15 protein-coding genes and 1 tRNA gene are annotated in these 18,380 nt (G+C 58.2%); 12 read left to right on the top strand and 4 right to left on the bottom strand.

Annotated features, from left to right (window positions below; all coding sequences use genetic code 11):
• Positions 1-5: 5 nt before the first annotated feature.
• The 12 genes from BLV11_RS10295 (at position 6) to BLV11_RS10350 (ending at position 13,193) form a co-directional block, all read left to right on the top strand.
• Positions 6-842, top strand: coding sequence for a phosphatidate cytidylyltransferase (locus tag BLV11_RS10295; protein ID WP_091813347.1), 837 nt, complete (start codon positions 6-8; stop codon positions 840-842).
• Entirely contained in the window at positions 842-2,014 is a 1,173-nt protein-coding gene (gene ispC, locus BLV11_RS10300; RefSeq protein ID WP_175528327.1) for a 1-deoxy-D-xylulose-5-phosphate reductoisomerase, read from the top strand. Before BLV11_RS10295 ends, ispC begins: the two co-directional genes overlap by 1 nt.
• A 194-nt stretch (positions 2,015-2,208) precedes the next feature.
• Positions 2,209-3,567, top strand: a complete 1,359-nt coding sequence (gene rseP / locus BLV11_RS10305; protein ID WP_091813352.1) for an RIP metalloprotease RseP — start codon at positions 2,209-2,211, stop codon at positions 3,565-3,567.
• Between the two features lie 43 nt (positions 3,568-3,610).
• Positions 3,611-5,929, top strand: coding sequence for an outer membrane protein assembly factor BamA (gene bamA / locus BLV11_RS10310; RefSeq protein ID WP_091813355.1), 2,319 nt, complete (start codon positions 3,611-3,613; stop codon positions 5,927-5,929).
• Positions 5,930-5,974: 45 nt separating this feature from the next.
• Entirely contained in the window at positions 5,975-6,472 is a 498-nt protein-coding gene (locus BLV11_RS10315) for an OmpH/Skp family outer membrane protein (RefSeq protein WP_091814091.1), read from the top strand.
• A 64-nt stretch (positions 6,473-6,536) separates the two neighbouring features.
• Entirely contained in the window at positions 6,537-7,562 is a 1,026-nt protein-coding gene (lpxD, locus tag BLV11_RS10320) for a UDP-3-O-(3-hydroxymyristoyl)glucosamine N-acyltransferase (protein WP_091813358.1), read from the top strand.
• Positions 7,563-7,573: 11 nt separating this feature from the next.
• Complete coding sequence (gene fabZ / locus BLV11_RS10325) at positions 7,574-8,011, top strand: 3-hydroxyacyl-ACP dehydratase FabZ (protein ID WP_091813362.1); 438 nt, start codon at positions 7,574-7,576, stop codon at positions 8,009-8,011.
• Entirely contained in the window at positions 8,011-8,802 is a 792-nt protein-coding gene (lpxA, locus tag BLV11_RS10330; RefSeq protein ID WP_091813365.1) for an acyl-ACP--UDP-N-acetylglucosamine O-acyltransferase, read from the top strand. The genes fabZ and lpxA overlap by 1 nt, the downstream gene beginning before the upstream one ends.
• Before the next feature lie 12 nt (positions 8,803-8,814).
• Positions 8,815-9,993, top strand: a complete 1,179-nt coding sequence (gene lpxB / locus BLV11_RS10335) for a lipid-A-disaccharide synthase (protein WP_245725992.1) — start codon at positions 8,815-8,817, stop codon at positions 9,991-9,993.
• Positions 9,993-10,673, top strand: a complete 681-nt coding sequence (gene rnhB / locus BLV11_RS10340) for a ribonuclease HII (RefSeq protein WP_091813372.1) — start codon at positions 9,993-9,995, stop codon at positions 10,671-10,673. Before lpxB ends, rnhB begins: the two co-directional genes overlap by 1 nt.
• A gap of 72 nt (positions 10,674-10,745) precedes the next feature.
• Positions 10,746-10,822 (top strand) — tRNA-Met (locus BLV11_RS10345).
• A 559-nt stretch (positions 10,823-11,381) separates the two neighbouring features.
• Positions 11,382-13,193 (top strand): CocE/NonD family hydrolase, encoded by a 1,812-nt coding sequence (locus tag BLV11_RS10350; RefSeq protein WP_245725993.1) that lies wholly within the window; start codon positions 11,382-11,384, stop codon positions 13,191-13,193.
• Between the two features lie 48 nt (positions 13,194-13,241).
• Here the strand turns inward: BLV11_RS10350 and BLV11_RS10355 are convergent, their stop codons facing one another.
• The 4 genes from BLV11_RS10355 to BLV11_RS10370 form a co-directional block, all read right to left on the bottom strand.
• A complete protein-coding gene (locus BLV11_RS10355; RefSeq protein ID WP_245725994.1) occupies positions 13,242-14,723 on the bottom strand; it encodes an amidase in 1,482 nt (493 codons plus the stop codon).
• Between the two features lie 19 nt (positions 14,724-14,742).
• Positions 14,743-15,753 carry an ion transporter gene (locus BLV11_RS10360; protein WP_091813377.1) on the bottom strand — a complete coding sequence of 337 codons (1,011 nt, stop codon included), beginning with the start codon at positions 15,751-15,753 and terminating at the stop codon, positions 14,743-14,745.
• A 99-nt stretch (positions 15,754-15,852) separates the two neighbouring features.
• Entirely contained in the window at positions 15,853-17,061 is a 1,209-nt protein-coding gene (locus tag BLV11_RS10365; protein ID WP_091813381.1) for an acyl-CoA dehydrogenase family protein, read from the bottom strand.
• Positions 17,062-17,074: 13 nt separating this feature from the next.
• A complete protein-coding gene (locus tag BLV11_RS10370) occupies positions 17,075-18,379 on the bottom strand; it encodes an acyl-CoA dehydrogenase family protein (RefSeq protein WP_091813384.1) in 1,305 nt (434 codons plus the stop codon).
• Position 18,380: the final 1 nt, after the last annotated feature.

Consider the following 18,380-nt stretch of genomic DNA (forward strand, 5'->3'; position numbering starts at 1 on the left):
TAAACGTGCTAAAAACCCGTGTCATCACTGCACTGATCCTTGCCCCCATCGCCATTGGTGGCATCTTCTTCCTGCCGCCGCTCGGCTTTGCGCTATTTACCGGTGTCATGATTACTCTTGGTGCCTGGGAATGGGCCAATATGGCCGGAATGAGCAAGCCAGCGGCCCGCATCGGCTATGCTGGCCTGGTCGCGGCAGTCCTGTTCCTGTTGTACGAGCCTCACTCGCTGGTCTTGTGGCTGGCGTTGGTGTGGTGGGGGATCTGTCTGCTTCTGGTGCGCAGTTACCCGACTGGTTCAAATGTCTGGTCGCCCGTCCCGGTGAGAGCGTTAATGGGGCTGTGTGTTCTTGTGCCGGCCTGGGTCGGTCTGAACCAGTTGCGTACCGGATCCTTCCAGTTTGGCAGTATTGATAACAACCTGCTGCTGATCCTCTACGTGTTCTTCATTGTGTGGGTCGCTGATATCGGCGCCTATTTCGCGGGTCGGGCATTCGGCAAAGCCAAGCTGGCGCCGAGGGTCAGTCCTGGCAAATCCTGGGCGGGAGTCTGGGGTGGCCTTGCCGCCGTCAGCGTGTTGGCGGTTGTTGCTGCCTGGCTGGCGGATGCGGGTGTCCGGGATGGCGGTCTGTTAATCGTTGCCAGTCTGTTGACCGGGGCTGTTTCGGTTTTGGGTGACCTGCTGGAGAGCATGCTCAAGCGTTTTCGTGGTATCAAGGACAGCAGCCAGCTGTTGCCGGGTCATGGCGGGATCATGGACCGCATAGACAGTCTGACCGCTGCCATTCCGGTGTTTGCCCTGCTGATCATTCAGCTTGACTGGTTGACAGCAGGCGGTTGGTAATGCGCAATGTCACGGTTCTCGGTGCGACTGGCTCCATTGGCCAGAGTACCCTGGATGTCATTCGCCGCCACCCCGAGCGATTTTCAGTCTATGCCCTGACTGCCAGCTCACGGTTTGAAGAGATGGCGGCCCTGTGTCGTGAATTCAGGCCCCGGGTTGCCGTGATGGCTGATGAGGGGGCGGCAGCGTCACTGTCGCGGGCCCTGGGTGAGTGCAGTGATACCGAAGTGCTGGCAGGCGAATCCGGATTATGCGAGGTTGCCAGCGTGGATGAGGCTGACACGGTCATGGCGGCGATTGTTGGCGCGGCTGGACTGGCGCCCACCCTTGCTGCCGTCAGGGCTGGCAAACGGGTCTTGCTGGCCAATAAAGAAGCTCTGGTCATGTCAGGGCAGCTGTTTATGGATGCGGTGGCAGATTCCGGCAGTGAGCTGCTTCCCATTGATAGTGAACACAATGCGATTTTTCAGTGCCTGCCTCCCGCCCAGGTGCGTGACCTGCCAGGTGCCGGAGTCAGACGCATCCTGCTGACCGCTTCTGGCGGACCTTTCCGTACTCACAGCGCAGAAGATCTTGCATCCGTCACGCCCGAGCAGGCATGCGCTCATCCCAACTGGACCATGGGCCGGAAGATCTCCGTGGACTCGGCAACCCTGATGAACAAGGGGCTGGAGCTGATTGAGGCCTGCTGGCTGTTCAACACCACGCCTGACCGGGTTGAGGTTCACATACACCCTGAGAGCATCATTCATTCCATGGTCGACTATATCGACGGTTCGGTGCTGGCCCAGTTAGGGAGTCCGGATATGCGCACTCCCATCGCCAATGGTCTGGCCTGGCCGGAGCGAATTGACGCAGGGGTTCCCTCTCTGGATCTGTTTGCTCTGGGACGCTTTCACTTTGAGCGGCCCGATGTGGCTCGCTTCCCTTGCCTGAGGCTGGCATCTGAGGCTTTTCGCCTGGGCGGGACGGCACCGGCAGTGCTGAATGCAGCCAATGAAGTCGCGGTGGATGCGTTTCTTAACGGTAAGATACGTTTTATTGACATACCATCGGTGATAGAGCGCACACTGGAGCGCGTCGCTGATGTGCCGGCCGACGGGTTTGAGACGATATTTGCCAAGGACAGAGAAGCCCGTTCCGTAGCGAACGAATACCTGAACAACCTGTAGCGAGCCTCCCGGATAAGGTCCGGCGTGGCTGCACGTTAGCAGCGCGACAGGAACACAGGGTAAAGTTTGCGGTCTGAAGCGGTAGGCTTGCCGGAGCATGTGCGTTCGAGGAGGCGGCGACAAACCGTCTGGACGGCGCGAGCCTGTCGAGGCCGTGTTGATTGACAAGGTGGGGTGATGGCCCCGGGAGTTGTATGGAATTCATTCAGACCGTTCTGGCGCTGGTTCTGACGCTGGGCATCCTGGTCACAATTCACGAATATGGGCACTTCTGGGTTGCCCGGCGTTGTGGTGTCAAGGTATTGCGGTTCTCGGTGGGGTTTGGCAATCCCATCTATTCCTGGTACGACCGGCACGGCACCGAGTTCGCCATCGCCGCCATTCCTCTGGGCGGTTACGTCAAAATGCTCGACGAACGCGAAGGGCCGGTTGCGGACGAAGAGCGGGATCGGGCGTTTACCTCCAAGCCTCCCGGGCAGCGGATTGCCATCGCTGCAGCGGGCCCGGCCGCCAATTTTCTGTTTGCCATCGCCGCCTACTGGTTGCTGTCGGTCATTGGCTTTACCACTGTTGCGCCTGTGGTCGGGGAAGTGGCCCCGCAGTCGGTAGCGGAGCGTATGGGGTTGTCTGGCGGGATGGAGATCCTGGCTGTTGATGGCCATGAGGTCTCTTCCTGGCGCGATATCAATATGCGGCTGTTGGAGCGGGCAGGGGAGTATGGTGAGGTTTCCCTGACCGTGACTGAGGCTGCTGATGGCGCCGGGGAGCGTACGCTCATTGGAGACCTGGGTGGCTGGCGGCTGAATGAGGATAACCCGTATCCGCTGCAGGAATTTGGTGTGTCACCCTGGCGTCCGGCCGTTCCGGCGGTGATTGGTGAGGTTGCAGCAGATGGCCGGGCAGCGTCTGCCGGTTTGCTCGCCGGTGACCGTGTGGTTGCGGTCGATGGTGAGGTGATCGGTAACTGGTTCGAGTTGGTTGAACACATCCGTAATGCGCCTGAGCAGGAACTGAGTGTTACGGTGGTTCGCGAGCAGGGCGAGTTTGAGCTCAGCGTGACGCCGGCGGAACGCACCGCCGAGGACGGTCAGGTGACTGGTTTTATCGGTGCCGGAGTAACTCCGATAAGATGGCCGGACGAATTCTTGCGCGAAGTCAGTTACAATCCGCTCTCTGCGATTCCCCATGCGATTGGGGAAACCTGGTCTGACACCCGTCTGACTCTGGTTGCGGTGAAAAAGATGCTGACGGGTCTGCTGTCACCCAGTAACCTCAGTGGTCCGATCACCATCGCAAGGATTGCTGAAGAAAGTGTCAGCTCTGGTTTTGAGGATTTTATTCGCTTTCTGGCTTACCTGAGTGTCAGCCTGGGGGTGTTGAACCTGCTGCCCGTGCCCGTACTGGATGGTGGACACATCGTGTTCTACACCATCGAGGCGATTCGCCGGAAGCCGGTTTCCGAGCAGGCGCAGGCACTTGGATTACGAATTGGTATGGTAATGATTCTTTCATTGATGGTGTTTGCACTTTACAACGACCTGATGCGGTTGTGAGAATTGCCACCTTCTTACCCGCACTAACAGGCGAAATAATTGAATGAGACGTTCTCTTTTCGGCGCGGTATTCGGCCTATTAGTTACAACAGTCGGTGGCCAGCCTGCCCAGGCTGATGATTTCATCGTATCGGACATTGAGGTAGAAGGACTGCAGCGGGTCTCCGCCGGCAGCGTCTTCTCTGCGTTCCCGATTGCCGTTGGCGAGGAGCTTGACCCGCAGGTTCTGGCCGGTGCGATTAAGACCCTGTTCCAGACCGGCTTGTTTACGGATATTCAGGCGAGTCGTGATGGAAATGTCCTGATCCTGACGGTCACCGAACGACCGAGCATCAGCTCGATCGAGATCGAAGGGAACAAGAACATCGAAACGGATATGCTGATGGATGCCCTGTCCACTGCAGGCCTGGATGAAGGGCAGGTCTTCCGTCGTGCGACCCTGGATCGTCTTGAACTCGAAATTCTCCGGTCCTACGTGTCCCAGGGCCGTTACAGTGCCCGGGTTCAGGCAACCGCCGAGGAACTGCCTCGTAACCGGGTTGCGGTCAGACTGGATATCAATGAGGGTGATGTTGCTGCGATTCAGCACATCAATATCATTGGTAACGAGGCCTTCTCCGATGAAGAGCTGCTGGGGTTAATGGAGCTTCAGACGTCCAGTTTGTGGGCCTCCATCACCAGTGCGGACAAGTACGCCCGTGAACGCCTCAGTGGGGATCTGGAAACCCTGAGGTCCTATTACCTGGATCGGGGGTATATCGATTTCACGGTAGAATCGAGTCAGGTCTCCATTTCGCCGAACAAGAAAGACGTTTTCATCTCCATTGCGATTGATGAAGGGCCTCAGTACACCGTGCGTGATATTCAGCTGCGAGGCGATCTTATCCTCGCGGAAGAGGCAATGCGTAACCTCATTTTTATCCAGCCGGGCGACGTCTATTCCCGCGCAGGTATGACGTCAACCTCTGAGATCCTGTCCCGCCGTCTGGGTACCGAAGGCTACGCCTTCGCCAACGTCAATGCGATTCCGGAAACCCATGAGGACAACACGGCAACTGTGACCTTCTACGTGGAGCCGGGCAGGCGAGCGTACGTGCGCCGGATCAACTTCAGCGGCAACGTATCCACCCGCGATGATGTACTGCGTCAGGAAATGAACCAGATGGAGGGTGGGGTTGCGTCCACCGATCGGATCGAATTCTCCAAGACCCGTCTGGAACGGTTGGGGTTCTTCAAAACCGTGAATGTGGAAACCGTTCCGGTTCCGGGCACCGACGACATGGTTGATGTGAATTACACGGTTGAAGAGCAGCCGACAGGAAGTCTGTCTGCGTCTGTGGGCTACTCCCAAACCTCCGGGGCCATTCTGGGGGCCAATATCTCAGAGAACAACTTCTTCGGTACCGGTAAGCGGGTATCCATTGGCGCAAATGTCAGTGATTCGGTCAAAAGCGCCAACTTCACTTACCTGGACCCGTACTTCACAGTAGATGGGGTCAGCCGCGGGTTCAGTCTTTTTGCCCGTGAAACTGATTACGAGTCGGAAGACATTTCATCCTACCTGCTCGACGAAATGGGTGGGCGTCTGACCTTTGGTTACCCGGTTGATAACATCACCCGTCTGAACTTTGGTGTTGGCTACACGCATTCCAAGATTCAGACCGGCGAATTTACGGCGCTGGAAGTTCAAGACTTCATCGCTGAGCAGGGCAGCACCTACGGCAACTACTTCCTGTTTGGTTCCTGGAACCGCAGCACCTTGAACCGGGGTGTGCTGCCGAGCGACGGTTACAGCCATTCGTTGTCGCTGGACGTGGCGGTGCCGGGCAGTGACCTGACGTTCTATAAATTGCGCCACAAGACTGACTGGTTCCAGCCGCTGAACAATGCCCAGAGCTGGGTGCTCAGGCTGCGTACCGAAGTCGGCTACGGCGATGGCTACGGCGATATTACGTCCATGCCATTCTACGAGCACTTCTACGCCGGTGGTTATGGTTCCGTTCGCGGTTATGAAGCAAACTCGCTGGGCCCCTTGGCGACCAACAGCCCTAATGACAATTCGGATCCTGATCCGTTTGGCGGTAACCTGTTGGCGGAAGGCAGTCTGGAACTGATTTTCCCGACACCGTTCGCCGGAGATACCCGCTCCATGAGAACGGCGTTTTTCCTGGATGGTGGTCAGGTGTTTGATTCTGACCGCGGTTACGAGCCGGAGGTCGGCGACATCCGTTACTCAGCGGGTGTGAGCTTCCAGTGGATTACCGCTGTTGGCCCGTTGGCATTCAGTCTGGCCAAGCCGCTGAATGACAAGCCTGGGGATGATACCCAGGTGTTCCAGTTCTCGCTGGGGCAGAGCTTCTGATAACACAGGATATGTGGTTAGCCTATAACAATGAGGAGAATGAACATGTTTAGACTGCGCGCCTTTATTGCCCTGGTTGCGATGACACTTGCGGTTCCGGCTGTTGCGGAGACCCGGATTGGAGTTGTGGACCTTCGTCAGGCCCTGTTTTCCTCCAACGCTGCCCAGGCTTTCAGTGAGCAGCTGCAGCAGGAATTTTCTGACGACGAGGAAAGTGTGCGTGCCGCCCAGGAAGCTGCGCGCCAGTTGGGCGAGCGTCTGGAAAAGGACGGCGCCATGATGAACGAATCCGAGCGCAACGAGCTGAACACCCAGTTCCAGGAAAAAGTACAGGAATTCAATTTCCTGCGTCAGCGTCTGGACACGGCGGTTTCCGGTCGCAAGCAAGCCTTCCTTGAGCAGGCCCGCCCCAGTGTGGATGCTGCTGTGCAGGAGTTGCTGGAAGAGCAGAACCTGGACTTGATCCTCCCCAGCGAAGCCGTTGTCTACGTCAAGCCAGACCTGAACCTGACGCCGCAATTGCTGGAAAAACTGAACCAGTAATGATGATCTTCGCCCCGTTAGCGGGGCGATTCCTGGATTCTGGTCATTCCTCGCGGAGCCTGCAATGACACCTGCTACCTATACACTTGGAGAGATCGCGGAAGCCCTTGGCGCTGAGCTCAGAGGCGATCCCGACACCAGAATCCATGGACTGGCTACCCTTCAGGCGGCTGAGCCCGGCCAGATTTCGTTTCTGGCGAATCCCTCTTATGCCCGCTACCTCGAGGGCAGTCGCGCCTCGGCTGTGATCCTTTCCCCAGCCGCCGCGGAGCAATCTCAGACCAATGTCCTGTTACTGGATAACCCCTATCTTGGTTATGCTCGCCTCAGTCACTGGTTTGATCCTGCACCTCTAGCACAGCCCGGCATTCACCCCACTGCGGTGGTGGATGCCTCGGTCACCGTGCCTGACAGTGCCAGCATTGGCCCGATGGCCGTCGTCGAAGCGGATGTTGTTATTGGCGACGGTGTTGTCATTGGTGCCGGATGTGTCGTGGGCGCACGCTGTGAACTGGGCGCCGGAACGGTGCTGAGGGCTCGTGCAACCCTTGCCCACGACGTTATTCTGGGACAACGCTGCCATATTCTGAGTGGCGCAGTGCTGGGCTCCGATGGTTTTGGCTTTGCCAACGAGCGGGGCGTCTGGCATCGCATTGCCCAGGTTGGCCGAGTGGTTCTGGGAGACGATGTCGAAGTCGGGGCCAACACCACCATTGACCGTGGTGCCCTTGATGACACTGTGATCGGCAACGGTGTGAAGCTGGATAACCTGATCCAGATTGCCCACAACGTGACCATCGGCGACCATTCGGCGATGGCGGCCAAAGTGGGTATTGCCGGTAGCACCCGAATTGGGCGACATTGTGTTTTTGGCGGCGCTTCCGGCGTAGCCGGGCATCTGGAGATTGCAGATCAGGTTCACCTTACGGGAATGACGCTTGTCACCGGTCATATTTCCGAGCCGGGGGTCTACTCTTCTGGTACAGGTGCTGAACCGAACAAGCAGTGGCGAAAAAACGCGGTTCGCTTCCGACAGCTGGATGCCATGGCTCGAAAGCTGAAGGAACTTGAAAAGAAATTAGAGGGCTGAGGCCGATCCTGATGATGCACATTAAAGAAATCATGGAGTTCCTTCCACACCGTTACCCGTTCCTGCTGGTTGATCGTGTACTGGAAGTCGAAAAAGGAAAATCAATTGTTGGGTACAAGAACGTATCCATCAATGAGCCGTTCTTTAACGGGCACTTTCCCAACCACCCGGTCATGCCTGGCGTTCTGATCGTTGAAGCCATGGCCCAGCTGTCCGGTATCCTCGGCTTTGTGACGGTGGACAGGAAACCGTCTGACGGCGTGGTACACTATCTCGCTGGCTCCAGCAAGGTGCGCTTCAAGCGGCCTGTTGTGCCAGGGGATCAATTGCGGATGGAGTCGCAGTTTATATCCGGTAAACATGGAATCTGGAAATTTGACTGCCGTGCGCTGGTTGACGGAGAAGTGGCCTGCGTCGCGGAGGTTATGACCGCTGAGAGAGATGTTTAATGGCGACAACTGATTGGTCGGGAGTTCATCCGCAGGCAATTGTAGATCCTTCCGCCAAACTTGCCGACGGCGTAACAGTCGGGCCCTGGAGTTATATCGGGCCAGACGTCGAAATCGGTGAAGGCACTGAAATCATGTCCCACGTTGTAGTCAAGGGCCCTACGGTCATTGGTCGCAACAATCGGATATTCCAGTTCTCCAGTATCGGAGAGGAATGTCAGGACAAGAAGTACGCGGGTGAGCCTACCACTCTGGTGATCGGTGACGACAACGTTATCCGTGAGAACTGCACCATTCACCGGGGTACGGTTCAGGATCAGGGCGAAACCCGGATCGGCAGCGGTAACCTGTTGATGGCTTATGTCCATGTCGCCCACGACTGTGTTGTGGGTGACAATGTCATCCTGGCTAACTGTGCCACGCTGGCGGGTCATGTCACCGTGGGTGACTGGGCCATCCTGGGTGGTGGCACTATGGTGCACCAGTTCTGCAAGATCGGTCCCCACAGTATGAGTGCGGGTGGCAGTATCGTACTGAAGGACATTCCAGCCTATGTCATGGCGAGCGGCCAATCCGCTGAGCCCTTTGGTATGAATGTCGAAGGCCTCAAGCGCCGGGGTTTCAGCAAGGATGCCTTGCTGGCGCTGCGTCGCGCCTACAAGGTGATCTATCGCCAGGGGCTGACCACCGAGCAGGCGATTGAAACCCTGGAAGCCGAGTTCGCCGACATTCCAGAGGTCAAACCGCTGATTGAATCCCTGCGTGGTACCCATCGCGGCATCATTCGCTAAGTGGCCTCGTCTGTGACCTGCAACGTTTCGAGAGTGATCAGCGAGCGCCGGATTACCTTTGGCATTGTGGCCGGGGAAGCCTCTGGCGATATTCTTGGAGCAGGATTGATCCGTTCCCTCAGAGCGCGCTATCCCAAGGCGCGTTTTGTGGGTATTGGCGGTGATGAAATGATTGCCCAGGGTTTTCATTCCCTGGTTCCGATGGAGCGCCTGTCTGTCATGGGGCTCGTCGAGGTGCTGGGGCGTCTGCGTGAGTTGTTCAGCATTCGCGACCGGCTCATGGATTACTTCCTGACAACACCGCCAGATGTCGTCATCGGCATCGATTCCCCGGACTTTACTCTCGGCGTTGAACGCCGATGCCGCGACGCCGGTATCCCCACGGTCCACTATGTCAGCCCTTCGGTTTGGGCCTGGCGCCAGAAGCGTATTTTCAAGATCGCAAAATCCGTCGATCTGATGCTGACCTTGTTTCCCTTTGAAGCCCGGTTCTATGAAGAGCATCAGGTGCCTGTGGCGTTTGTTGGCCATCCTTTGGCGGACCGGATTCCCATGGAGACGGATACCGAAGGCGCCCGCCAGTCCCTTGGGCTGAGTGATGAGGCTCCGGTGCTGGCCATCCTTCCGGGCAGTCGCGGTGGTGAGGTGGCCAGGCTTGGTGATCTCTTCCTCTCTGCCGCGCGCTGGATCCAATCCCATCGTGCTGATGTTCAACTGGTCATACCCTGCGTTAACCGGGAGCGGGAACTGCAGGTGAGGGCACTGGTGGAGAGTCTGGACGTCAAACTGCCGGTGACCATTGTCCGGGGACGTTCCCGGGAGGTGATGGCGGCTGCTGATGTGGTGTTACTGGCGTCAGGTACGGCAACCCTTGAGGCCATGCTGCTAAAGAAGCCCATGGTGGTCGGTTATCGCCTGAGTGCATTGAGTTACAAGCTGGTATCTCGTCTGGTTAAAGTGCCCTATGTCGCCCTTCCCAACCTCTTGTCGGGAGAGGCGTTGGTGCCAGAGCTGTTGCAGGATGATGCAACCCCCGAGGCTCTCGGTGCTGCCGTACTGGAACGACTGGAAAACGACGGTGAGCGTGAGCGTCTCCGGGTTGCCTTCAGCGATCTTCACCACGAGTTGCGTCGCACGGCTGACGAGCGGGCCGCCACGGCCATTTCGAGCCTGCTGGAAAAGGTCTCCTGATGGCCGCAAAAACGCCGCTGCCGCCGTTTATTTGCCACTACACCGGCCCATTACTGGCGGGTGTTGACGAAGTCGGACGTGGCCCACTGGCGGGGCCGGTCATTACTGCGGCGGTCATACTTGACCCGAAGCGGCCGGTGCCGGGGCTGGCAGACTCCAAGAAGCTGACTGAAAAGCGCCGGGATGTACTTTACGAAGAGATTCTCGAGAAGGCCCTGGCCTGGAGTATCGGACGTTGTGACGTCCATGAGATTGATCAGCTGAACATCTATCAGGCAACCATGCTGGCCATGCAGAAGGCGGTGGCCGGGTTGGCCATCAAGCCGGAGTATGTGCTGGTGGACGGTAATCGCTGCCCCAAGTGGAGCTGGCCATCCGAGCCGGTGGTAAAGGGTGATGGACGGGTGGCGTGTATCAGTGCGGCATCAATCATCGCCAAGGTGACCCGAGACCGGGAAATGGTGGCCCTTGAGGTGGATTATCCCGGCTATGGCCTGGCTCAGCACAAAGGGTATCCGACACCTGTACATCTGGAGGCGCTTAATCGCCTTGGCGTCACCTCGATTCATCGCCGTTCCTTTAGGCCGGTGCAGGAGGCGCTGGAGGTGGTCGGAGCCAACTCAGGGACTGAAAATAACGATTTGGAATATCCAACGGATTTATTTCAAAAAAGTGTTTGACAGGTCGGGCCTTAGTCCTTAATATACGCGCCACGTTGATCGGGAAGGGTTCCGAAAGACGGAAAGTTTTGATGCGGGGTGGAGCAGTCTGGTAGCTCGTCGGGCTCATAACCCGAAGGTCGTTGGTTCGAATCCAGCCCCCGCTACCAACATAGAAAAGGCCGGTCATTGACCGGCCTTTTCTTTTTTTGTCAGGGACTTGTGAGTCGACGTTGTTTGCTGACGCCACGCGCAGCAGTGGCGTTGCCGTCGAAGCCGATCGCTTCTGCTCCCTGTTGCCAACATGAAAAAGCCGGTCTTTGACCGGCTTTTTTTGTTTTTGCCGGGAGCGTTTGGGGCATCCTTGTTGTTTCGCCCTGTGTGTAGCTCGTGTTTGCTTGGCCGTCATCGTCGGGGTGTGCCACAAATTCCTCTCTCCCTCATTTCGGTAACTTATTCGTCAACTGAGTCAATGCGGATGATGGCTCGTCCTCTCTAAAATGTGTGCACTGTGTCACGTTTTCCAAAGAGAGAATAAAAACCATGATTCAACGTGCAGGTGCATTGGCCTTTGCAAGCAGTCTTTTCTTAACCGCATGTATTGGCGGATCTGGTGGCGGAGAGGGAGAGGCTGCAGGTCCCTTGCCATCCGAGAAAATACTGCAACCCAATCCAGGCAGGACGGCAGAACCCTCAGCTACGCGCTCAACGCTGGGCAGTCGCTCTGCGTTGTCGCAGCAAGTTCCCATTCTTCAGAGCGGAGGCCAGCAATGGCAGCCTTATGAGCGGGCTGAGGATTTCCCGAACACCGTTACATTGGACAATCAGCTCATCCCGATGTCGGATGGCGTAAAACTGTTTGCCAAGATAACGGTGCCGGCCACGGAGGCTGGAACCCCGGCGCCGGGACCATTCCCCGTCATTCTTACTCAGACTTCCTATAACTCGTCGGTGGGGCAGTACGTGCCAGCAGTGGGTGCCAGTGACTACCTGGTCAAGCGGGGCTATGCGTCGGTCCTTGTTGATGTTCGCGGTACCGGTAATTCTGAGGGCAACTGGGAGGCGTTTGGTGAACGGGAGCAGGCCGACTACAACGAAGTCGTGAACTGGGTTGTTGACCAGCAGTGGTCTGATGGCCGTATTGGCGTGCAGGGTATCTCCTATCTGGGGATTACCGCCGTACTGACCGCAGAGCAACAGAACCCGGCGGTCAAGGCGGCGTTTCCGATTGTTCCGATTGGCGATGGCTACCGGGATATTGTCTTTACTGGCGGCAATGTAAATGCCACGTTCATCCCCATCTGGATGGGCGCAGTGACCGGATTGGGTATTTTGCCACTGGAGTTGCTGGCTACTGATGACCCGTCAGCCATACTGGAAGCGATTCCGGACCGGCTGGCCGGTGCGATCCTGGATTTTCAGGTGCCGACCATGTTGAAGGCCGTGCTGGGCGATGAAGAAACGGTTTTCGATGAGGGCTTCTGGTCCGTGCGTTCTCCGCTTGAGGGTGTAGACAACATTCAGGTTCCCACCTTTATTGTTGGCGGATCCCATGACCTGTTCCAGCGCAGCGAGCCACTTTGGTTTGAGCGGCTCAAGGGCCGGGTGCCCGTCAAGTTGCTCATTGGTCCCTGGACTCACATTGAGGCGGCAGGGCTTCCCTCCAATGGTTTGCCGGCCGATGGCGTGCCTGATTTTGATCATCTTCAACTGCAGTGGTTTGACGAGTATGTCATGGGGCTGGAGACAAATGTGGACGCTCAGCCTAATGTCACTCAGTATGTGACCGGTGTTGAACGCTATGAAACCACCACCGACTGGCCTCATCCTGAGATGTCAGCCCAGCAGTTCTTCCTGACCTCAGACGGTGCGCTGGCAAGCCGGGGCCAGTTGCAGGATTCTGTTCCTCAAAACGCCACTACGATGTCAACGCTTCAGCAGCCGCTGAACGGTCTGTGTTCGTTCAGCACCACTCAGTGGACGGCGGGTGCGACGGGCTTTATTCCGCTGCCGTGTTTCGAATCCAACGACCTTGCCGAGCTGGCCTCACTGACGTTTGATCTGCCGGCAGGGGAAGACGGGATATACATCAACGGCCCGATTCAGGCTGACCTTTGGGTATCGACCACCGCACAGGATGTACAACTGTCGGTGCGGGTTGATGTTGTTGGCGCCGACGGCCGCTCTGAACCGTTGACCAACGGTTTGATGACCGCCAGCATGCACTCGGTGGATGAGGCGCGCTCCCGCTACGACAACGGCATCATGCTGCAGCCATGGCACACGTTCAGGAGTACAGACCGAGAGCTGCTGGTGCCGCTGGAGCCGAAAAAGGTGTCTGTTGAAGTTTTCTCCACCAGTGCCTATATCCCGCCGGGATCCAGCCTGCGTGTTTCAATCAGCACCAGCAATGTGCCGCAGGGTATTCCTCCCTTGCTGGAGCTGATCAACTCGTTGCTTGGTGTGATGACTCTGCACATGGGCCCGGAGATGCCCTCCGGCATTGCGTTACCCATCGTGCCTTCTGAGGCCTTGCACTAGCATCGGCTGACAGCTCGTAGCGTCACTTCCGGGGGGAGTGTTCTCCCCCTAGAACCCCGCAGGGACCTGGAAGCCCGCAAGGCCTTGTTGTTCGAGAAGCCGGGCAAAGCCGATGGTGGTCAGGTCCTTGCCCGGGGCACCGATCACCTGCACGTTGTAGGGCAGGCCGTTGGCGGTTCGGCCCACTGGCACCGAGGTGGCTGGCAGGCCAAGCAATGTTGCCAGAGCGATCCAGCAGAACTGATCCAGATAGGGGCGTGCTTCCCCGTTGACGGTTATCCGGCGTTTGAACACTGGTTGGCTGTGATCGTGGGGAATGGCAGAGGTTGGCGTCACGGGTGTGAGCAGTACATCGCAGTCATTGAACAGACTTTCGATCTGGGCCCGCATTTTCTCCCGCTTTTCATTCCATATCAGCCATTCGCGATAGCTGAGGTTGGCGCCGTGACCATACTGCCCCGAGCCAACGGTCATGGCCGTTAAGCGGCTGATGATCGGATCAAGGTGGCTCGCCAGCAGCATTTGTCGCCTTTGGGCAGGCTTCAGTGATGCTCCCATCAGCCCGCCGAGCAGGGTGAAATAGGCTGGCATGATTCGCTCGAGGCTGAGCAGGGGATGGCTGGCCTGGCTGACGCGGGCGCCGGTGTTCGCGATCCGGGCTGCAAGATCCCTATAGCCTGAGGCCAGTTCATCGTCAATCGGGCAGGCGGCATCCTCGAACCAGTGGCCAACCCGAGTCTGAGACAGCGCCGTGAGCGACGTTGGCTCCATGTCCAACGTCCAGCTGCGGGCTTCCTGCCGGTTAGGGCCGGCGATGACGTTCAGTAGCAACTCCAGATCATCACTGTTGCGGGCCATGGGGCCACCGACCACCAGATCGGGTTCGCTCAGGGCACCGGGAGGTCCGGGAATGTGGCCACGCATCGAGACCAGGGCGCGGGATGGTTTGTGCCCGAAGACACCGCAGAAATGGGCGGGGGTACGGATTGACCCGGCCAGATCACTGCCCACCTCCAGAGGTGTCATGCCGGCGGCCAGAGCAGCGGCGGCGCCTCCGGAGGAGCCCCCGGGGGTATGGCGGCTGTCATGGGGATTGTTGGTGACACCGATCAGTTTGTTGTAACTCTGAAGGTCGGATGCATACAGTGGCACATTGGATTTACCGATGATGATGGCGCCAGCGTCTTTCAGCCGCTGGATCGCTGTGGCGGACTGCTGCGGGTGGTGCTCCCTGAGTCTGGGGGCGCCGGCGGTACATGGCATGCCAGCCACTTCCCAGGTGTCTTTGACCGTCATTGGCAGGCCATGCAAGGGCCCCGGCGTGATGCCGGATTGCAGCAATTCATCGGCGCGGGCAGCGGCATCCAATGCTGCCTGTTCGTTCAGGAAGGTAAAGGCATTTAGCCGGGTGTTATGACTGTTTATCCGCTGCAGCAGGCTGCGGGTGAGTTCGACACTGCTGAGTGTGCCGGACTTCAGCTCGGTGGCCAGTTCATGGGCGGGGCGGTAGTGCAGTGGGGCTTGGCTCAAAATTGGGCTCCCTGGAGGATTACTGTTTCAGTTCCGCACGCCAGTGCTTGACCCGGACCTGGTCCTTGACGGCTTCGATAATCTCGTTAATCAGCGCGATCAGGGCATCATTTCGGGCCTCATCGGGTTCTCCGGCGCCTGGCTCAGGCAGCATGACCTGAACGATGTCTTCAATAAAACCGTGGTTGTCGGTAGACGCCAGGTCCTCCAGAATCTGATGGATCACGTTGGCCACAATATCACCCACGGCGTCTTCCAGGGTCTCCTGAATCGTGGGGCCCACCACGGGCACCAGTCGGAGGCGGGACAGCTCTAGGTTCTGTTTCAGGGCATGATCGACCCGGTGTTCAAGATAGATCCGAAGCTCGGCCCGTTTGGGCATGTATCCGTGGCTGGCAGCCTTGGCAACCCGTGTGGATATCCAGTCGGTCAGCATCTCCCGGCGGGGGTACAGGATGTCGCCCTGGATGCGCTCGAACAGGGGCGAACCACGGTCCATCTCGTGTTGTACGCCGCTGAGCACCTTGATCACGATGCGGTCGGACAACTCCTCCATGAAGGCGTCATAGTAGAAGGCAACCAATTGGTAGAGCCTGGACTGGGTGACGTCGATAATCCGGTACTGGTGGAGCCGGTAAATGATGGATATCACCCGAAGTACCCGCAGGAAGCGCAGACTGCCCACCGGAATACAGCCAACCAGGTCGTACCAGTGAATAAACGGGTAGAAGTACCAGCGGTCATAGACCCTGGCTTTGAGGGCATAGCCCCAGCGCACAAAAAACTCGCTGAGGAAAATGGCCACGAAGATCATATCCAGGAACAGGAAGTTTTCATGGACCGGTTGATAAAGTTGCTGGACCCGTGGCGCGTGTTCCAGTAACAGGTTCTGTACCGCGATGAAGCTGTAGGTGGAATCGATGATGATCAGGGTCAGGTTGATGATTAACAACCCCAGCATCAGAAAGTCGATGATGAACCAGATTAGCTGATGGCTGGTTTTCAGGTTCTCCCGGTTGATCTTGAGCATCTGGTTGCCTTGGAAACTGCAGCTGAGCTGAATGTGAATATGGACGGGCGAATGGCCGCACGCAGGTCGGGCGGAACGCCCAACCTGCGCAAGATTAGCCTATTTAAGCTCGGCAGACGACTTGCCGAGAAGCCGGCGGGCAATGATAAGGAGCTGAATTTGCTGGGTTCCTTCAAAAATATCGAGAATTTTTGAGTCTCTTGACCACTTTTCCAGCAACTCTGTTTCGGCAAAGCCTATGCTGCTGCTCAGTTCCACACAGCGCAACGTGATGGCATTACCCACCCGTCCGGCCTTCGCCTTGGCCATCGAGGCTTCCTTGGAGTTGGGCTGGCCATTGTCGGCCATCCAGGCGGCACGCAGGGTCAGCAGCCGGGCGGCCTCGAGTTCAGCTTCCAACAGATGCAGTTCCCTCACGGCAGCGGGCTGGTTCCAGCCCTGCAAACGGTAATCCAGATCAAGGCCGGCGGAGTCTAGCAGGTCGCGGGTTTTCTCCAGCGCGGCCCGGGCCACCCCTATGGCCATGGCTGCGACCACTGGCCGGGTATTGTCGAAGGTTTGCATCGCGCCGGCAAAGCCTTTATCGACACTGATTTCCGGATCGCCCAGCAGGTTTTCCCGGGGCACCCGGCAGTTCTCAAAGCGGATGGTGGCGGTGTCTGAGGCGCGGATACCCAGTTTTTTCTCCAGCCGTTCCACCGTCATCCCGGGCGTTCCTTTCTCCACCACAAACGATTTGATGGCCGCCCGACCCAGACTGCGGTCCAGGCTGGCCCAGACCACCACCGCGTCAGCGCGTTCGCCAGCAGTGACAAAAATCTTCTCGCCATTGATGAGGTAATGATCGCCGTCCTCGGTGGCAGTGGTGCGAATGGCTGCGCTGTCTGACCCTGCTCCGGGCTCGGTAATTGCCATCGCCGCCCAGGTCTTGCCAAAGCGTTTCAATTGTTCCTCGTTGGCGACGGCCGCGATTGCGGAGTTGCCCAGCCCCTGACGGGGAATTGACAGCGCCAGCCCGACATCGCCCCAGCAGACTTCGGTCAGGCCGAGTACCGTGTTCATGTTGGTGCCGTTGCGGTTGCCCTCACCGCTGCCATTGCCGGACCTGGCCAGCTTTCCTGCACCAGCACCGCCGTTGAGCGAGCCATCGTTCATGCCATCCATAATGGTGGCAAACATATCGAGTTCTTTCGGGTAGCTGTGTTCGGCCCGGTCGTATTTGCGGGAGATCGGCCGAAACACTTCTTTGGCGGTCTGCTGGGCCTGATGGATGATCGGACCAAACTTGCGGGGAATATCCAGATACATGATGCAGTGCTCCTCAGGCGTGTGCGCCACCAAAATGGACGGCAACGGATCTCAGGTCCCGGTACCAGCGTTCAACCGGGTGTTCCTTGACGAAGCCATGACCGCCGAGCAGCTGTACTCCGTTGGTGCCGGTTTCCATCGCCTTTTCGTTACAAAGCAGGCGGGCGAGGCTGGCCTCCCGGTGCCAGCTCTGGCCTGTTTCGGCCCGGCTGGCGGCGCGCCAGGTCAACATGCGCATGCTGTCGGTCTCAATGGCCATGTTGCTGATCATGAACGCCACTGACTGACGATGGCTGATGGGCTCGCCAAAGGCCGTGCGCTCATTGCAGTAAGGGATGACATAATCGAGCACCGCCTGGGCCGTGCCGATGGCGAGACCGCAGCGCATGAGGCTGGCCCGGTCCAGGAAACCTGGATAGTCAAAGCTATCATCCCCCAGCAGGGCATCGTTGGGGACGGTGACCTTGTTCAGTTCAAGGCGGGTCAGCTGGGCGGCACGCAAGCCCATACCCAGGTCTGCGCTGCGTTGCAGTCCGTCGCTGTTGCCGGGAACGAGGAACAACCGGGGTGTGCCTTCGAGTACTGCGGCCACGAGTATCAGGTCGCTGACTTCGCCCAGCACCACGGCGCTCTTGGTGCCGCTGAGCTCGAAGCCGCTGCCGGTGCGGCGGGCACGGGTTTGCAGCTGCATGGGGTCAAACAGCGGCGAGGGTTCGTCGACAGCGATGGTGGCCACGGGGGCATCACCGTCGCAGAACAGCGGCAGGTAGCTCGATTGCTGGGCGCCGGTACCCCACTGGCTGATGGCCTGAGCGACGCCAAACGGGGCGAGCAAGCCAAGGGCCATGCCCATGTCGCCCCGCGCCAGTTGTTCCGCAATCAGCACGCTGGTGACTGGGGACTGGCTCTCAGCAATGCCACCGAAGGCTTCCGGAACCGCATACAGAGTCAGCCCGAGCTCTGTCGCCGCCTCATAGACCTCTGCTGGCATGGCGCAGGCTTCGTCCGCCTCGGCAGCAGCCGGGCGCAAGGTGTCCATGGCCAGTCTGCTCAGGGTTTCGACAATCAGTTTCTGGTCATCATCCAGCGACAGGTCGAACAGGTCCTGGGACGAACGGGCGGGCAGTTGCTTACGCGGCATCCAGCCTGACACACGGCTCACCTCACGGGCGGCCAGGGACAGGGTCCGGAATCCTGCTTTGGTGCCCTGGTAGGCGGCTTTCTCAACCGGGGTTCGCACACCAAGACGATCCAGCCAGGGGCTGGCTGCGAGTCGGGTCATGGTCGATAGCGCTAGGCCGATGGGGTCTCGGGGCATG

The organism is Marinobacter mobilis (assembly GCF_900106945.1).
In the GTDB taxonomy this organism is placed as follows: Bacteria; Pseudomonadota; Gammaproteobacteria; order Pseudomonadales; family Oleiphilaceae; genus Marinobacter; species Marinobacter mobilis.

Coding starts and splice junctions, on each gene's coding strand:
- BLV11_RS10365 (WP_091813381.1), bottom strand. CDS start 17,061: ATGTATCTGGATATTCCCCGCAAGTTTGGTCCGATCATCCATCAGGCC.
- lpxD (WP_091813358.1), top strand. CDS start 6,537: ATGACACCTGCTACCTATACACTTGGAGAGATCGCGGAAGCCCTTGGC.
- rnhB (WP_091813372.1), top strand. CDS start 9,993: ATGGCCGCAAAAACGCCGCTGCCGCCGTTTATTTGCCACTACACCGGC.
- fabZ (WP_091813362.1), top strand. CDS start 7,574: ATGATGCACATTAAAGAAATCATGGAGTTCCTTCCACACCGTTACCCG.
- ispC (WP_175528327.1), top strand. CDS start 842: ATGCGCAATGTCACGGTTCTCGGTGCGACTGGCTCCATTGGCCAGAGT.
- lpxA (WP_091813365.1), top strand. CDS start 8,011: ATGGCGACAACTGATTGGTCGGGAGTTCATCCGCAGGCAATTGTAGAT.
- BLV11_RS10370 (WP_091813384.1), bottom strand. CDS start 18,379: ATGCCCCGAGACCCCATCGGCCTAGCGCTATCGACCATGACCCGACTC.
- bamA (WP_091813355.1), top strand. CDS start 3,611: ATGAGACGTTCTCTTTTCGGCGCGGTATTCGGCCTATTAGTTACAACA.
- BLV11_RS10315 (WP_091814091.1), top strand. CDS start 5,975: ATGTTTAGACTGCGCGCCTTTATTGCCCTGGTTGCGATGACACTTGCG.
- BLV11_RS10360 (WP_091813377.1), bottom strand. CDS start 15,753: ATGCTCAAGATCAACCGGGAGAACCTGAAAACCAGCCATCAGCTAATC.
- rseP (WP_091813352.1), top strand. CDS start 2,209: ATGGAATTCATTCAGACCGTTCTGGCGCTGGTTCTGACGCTGGGCATC.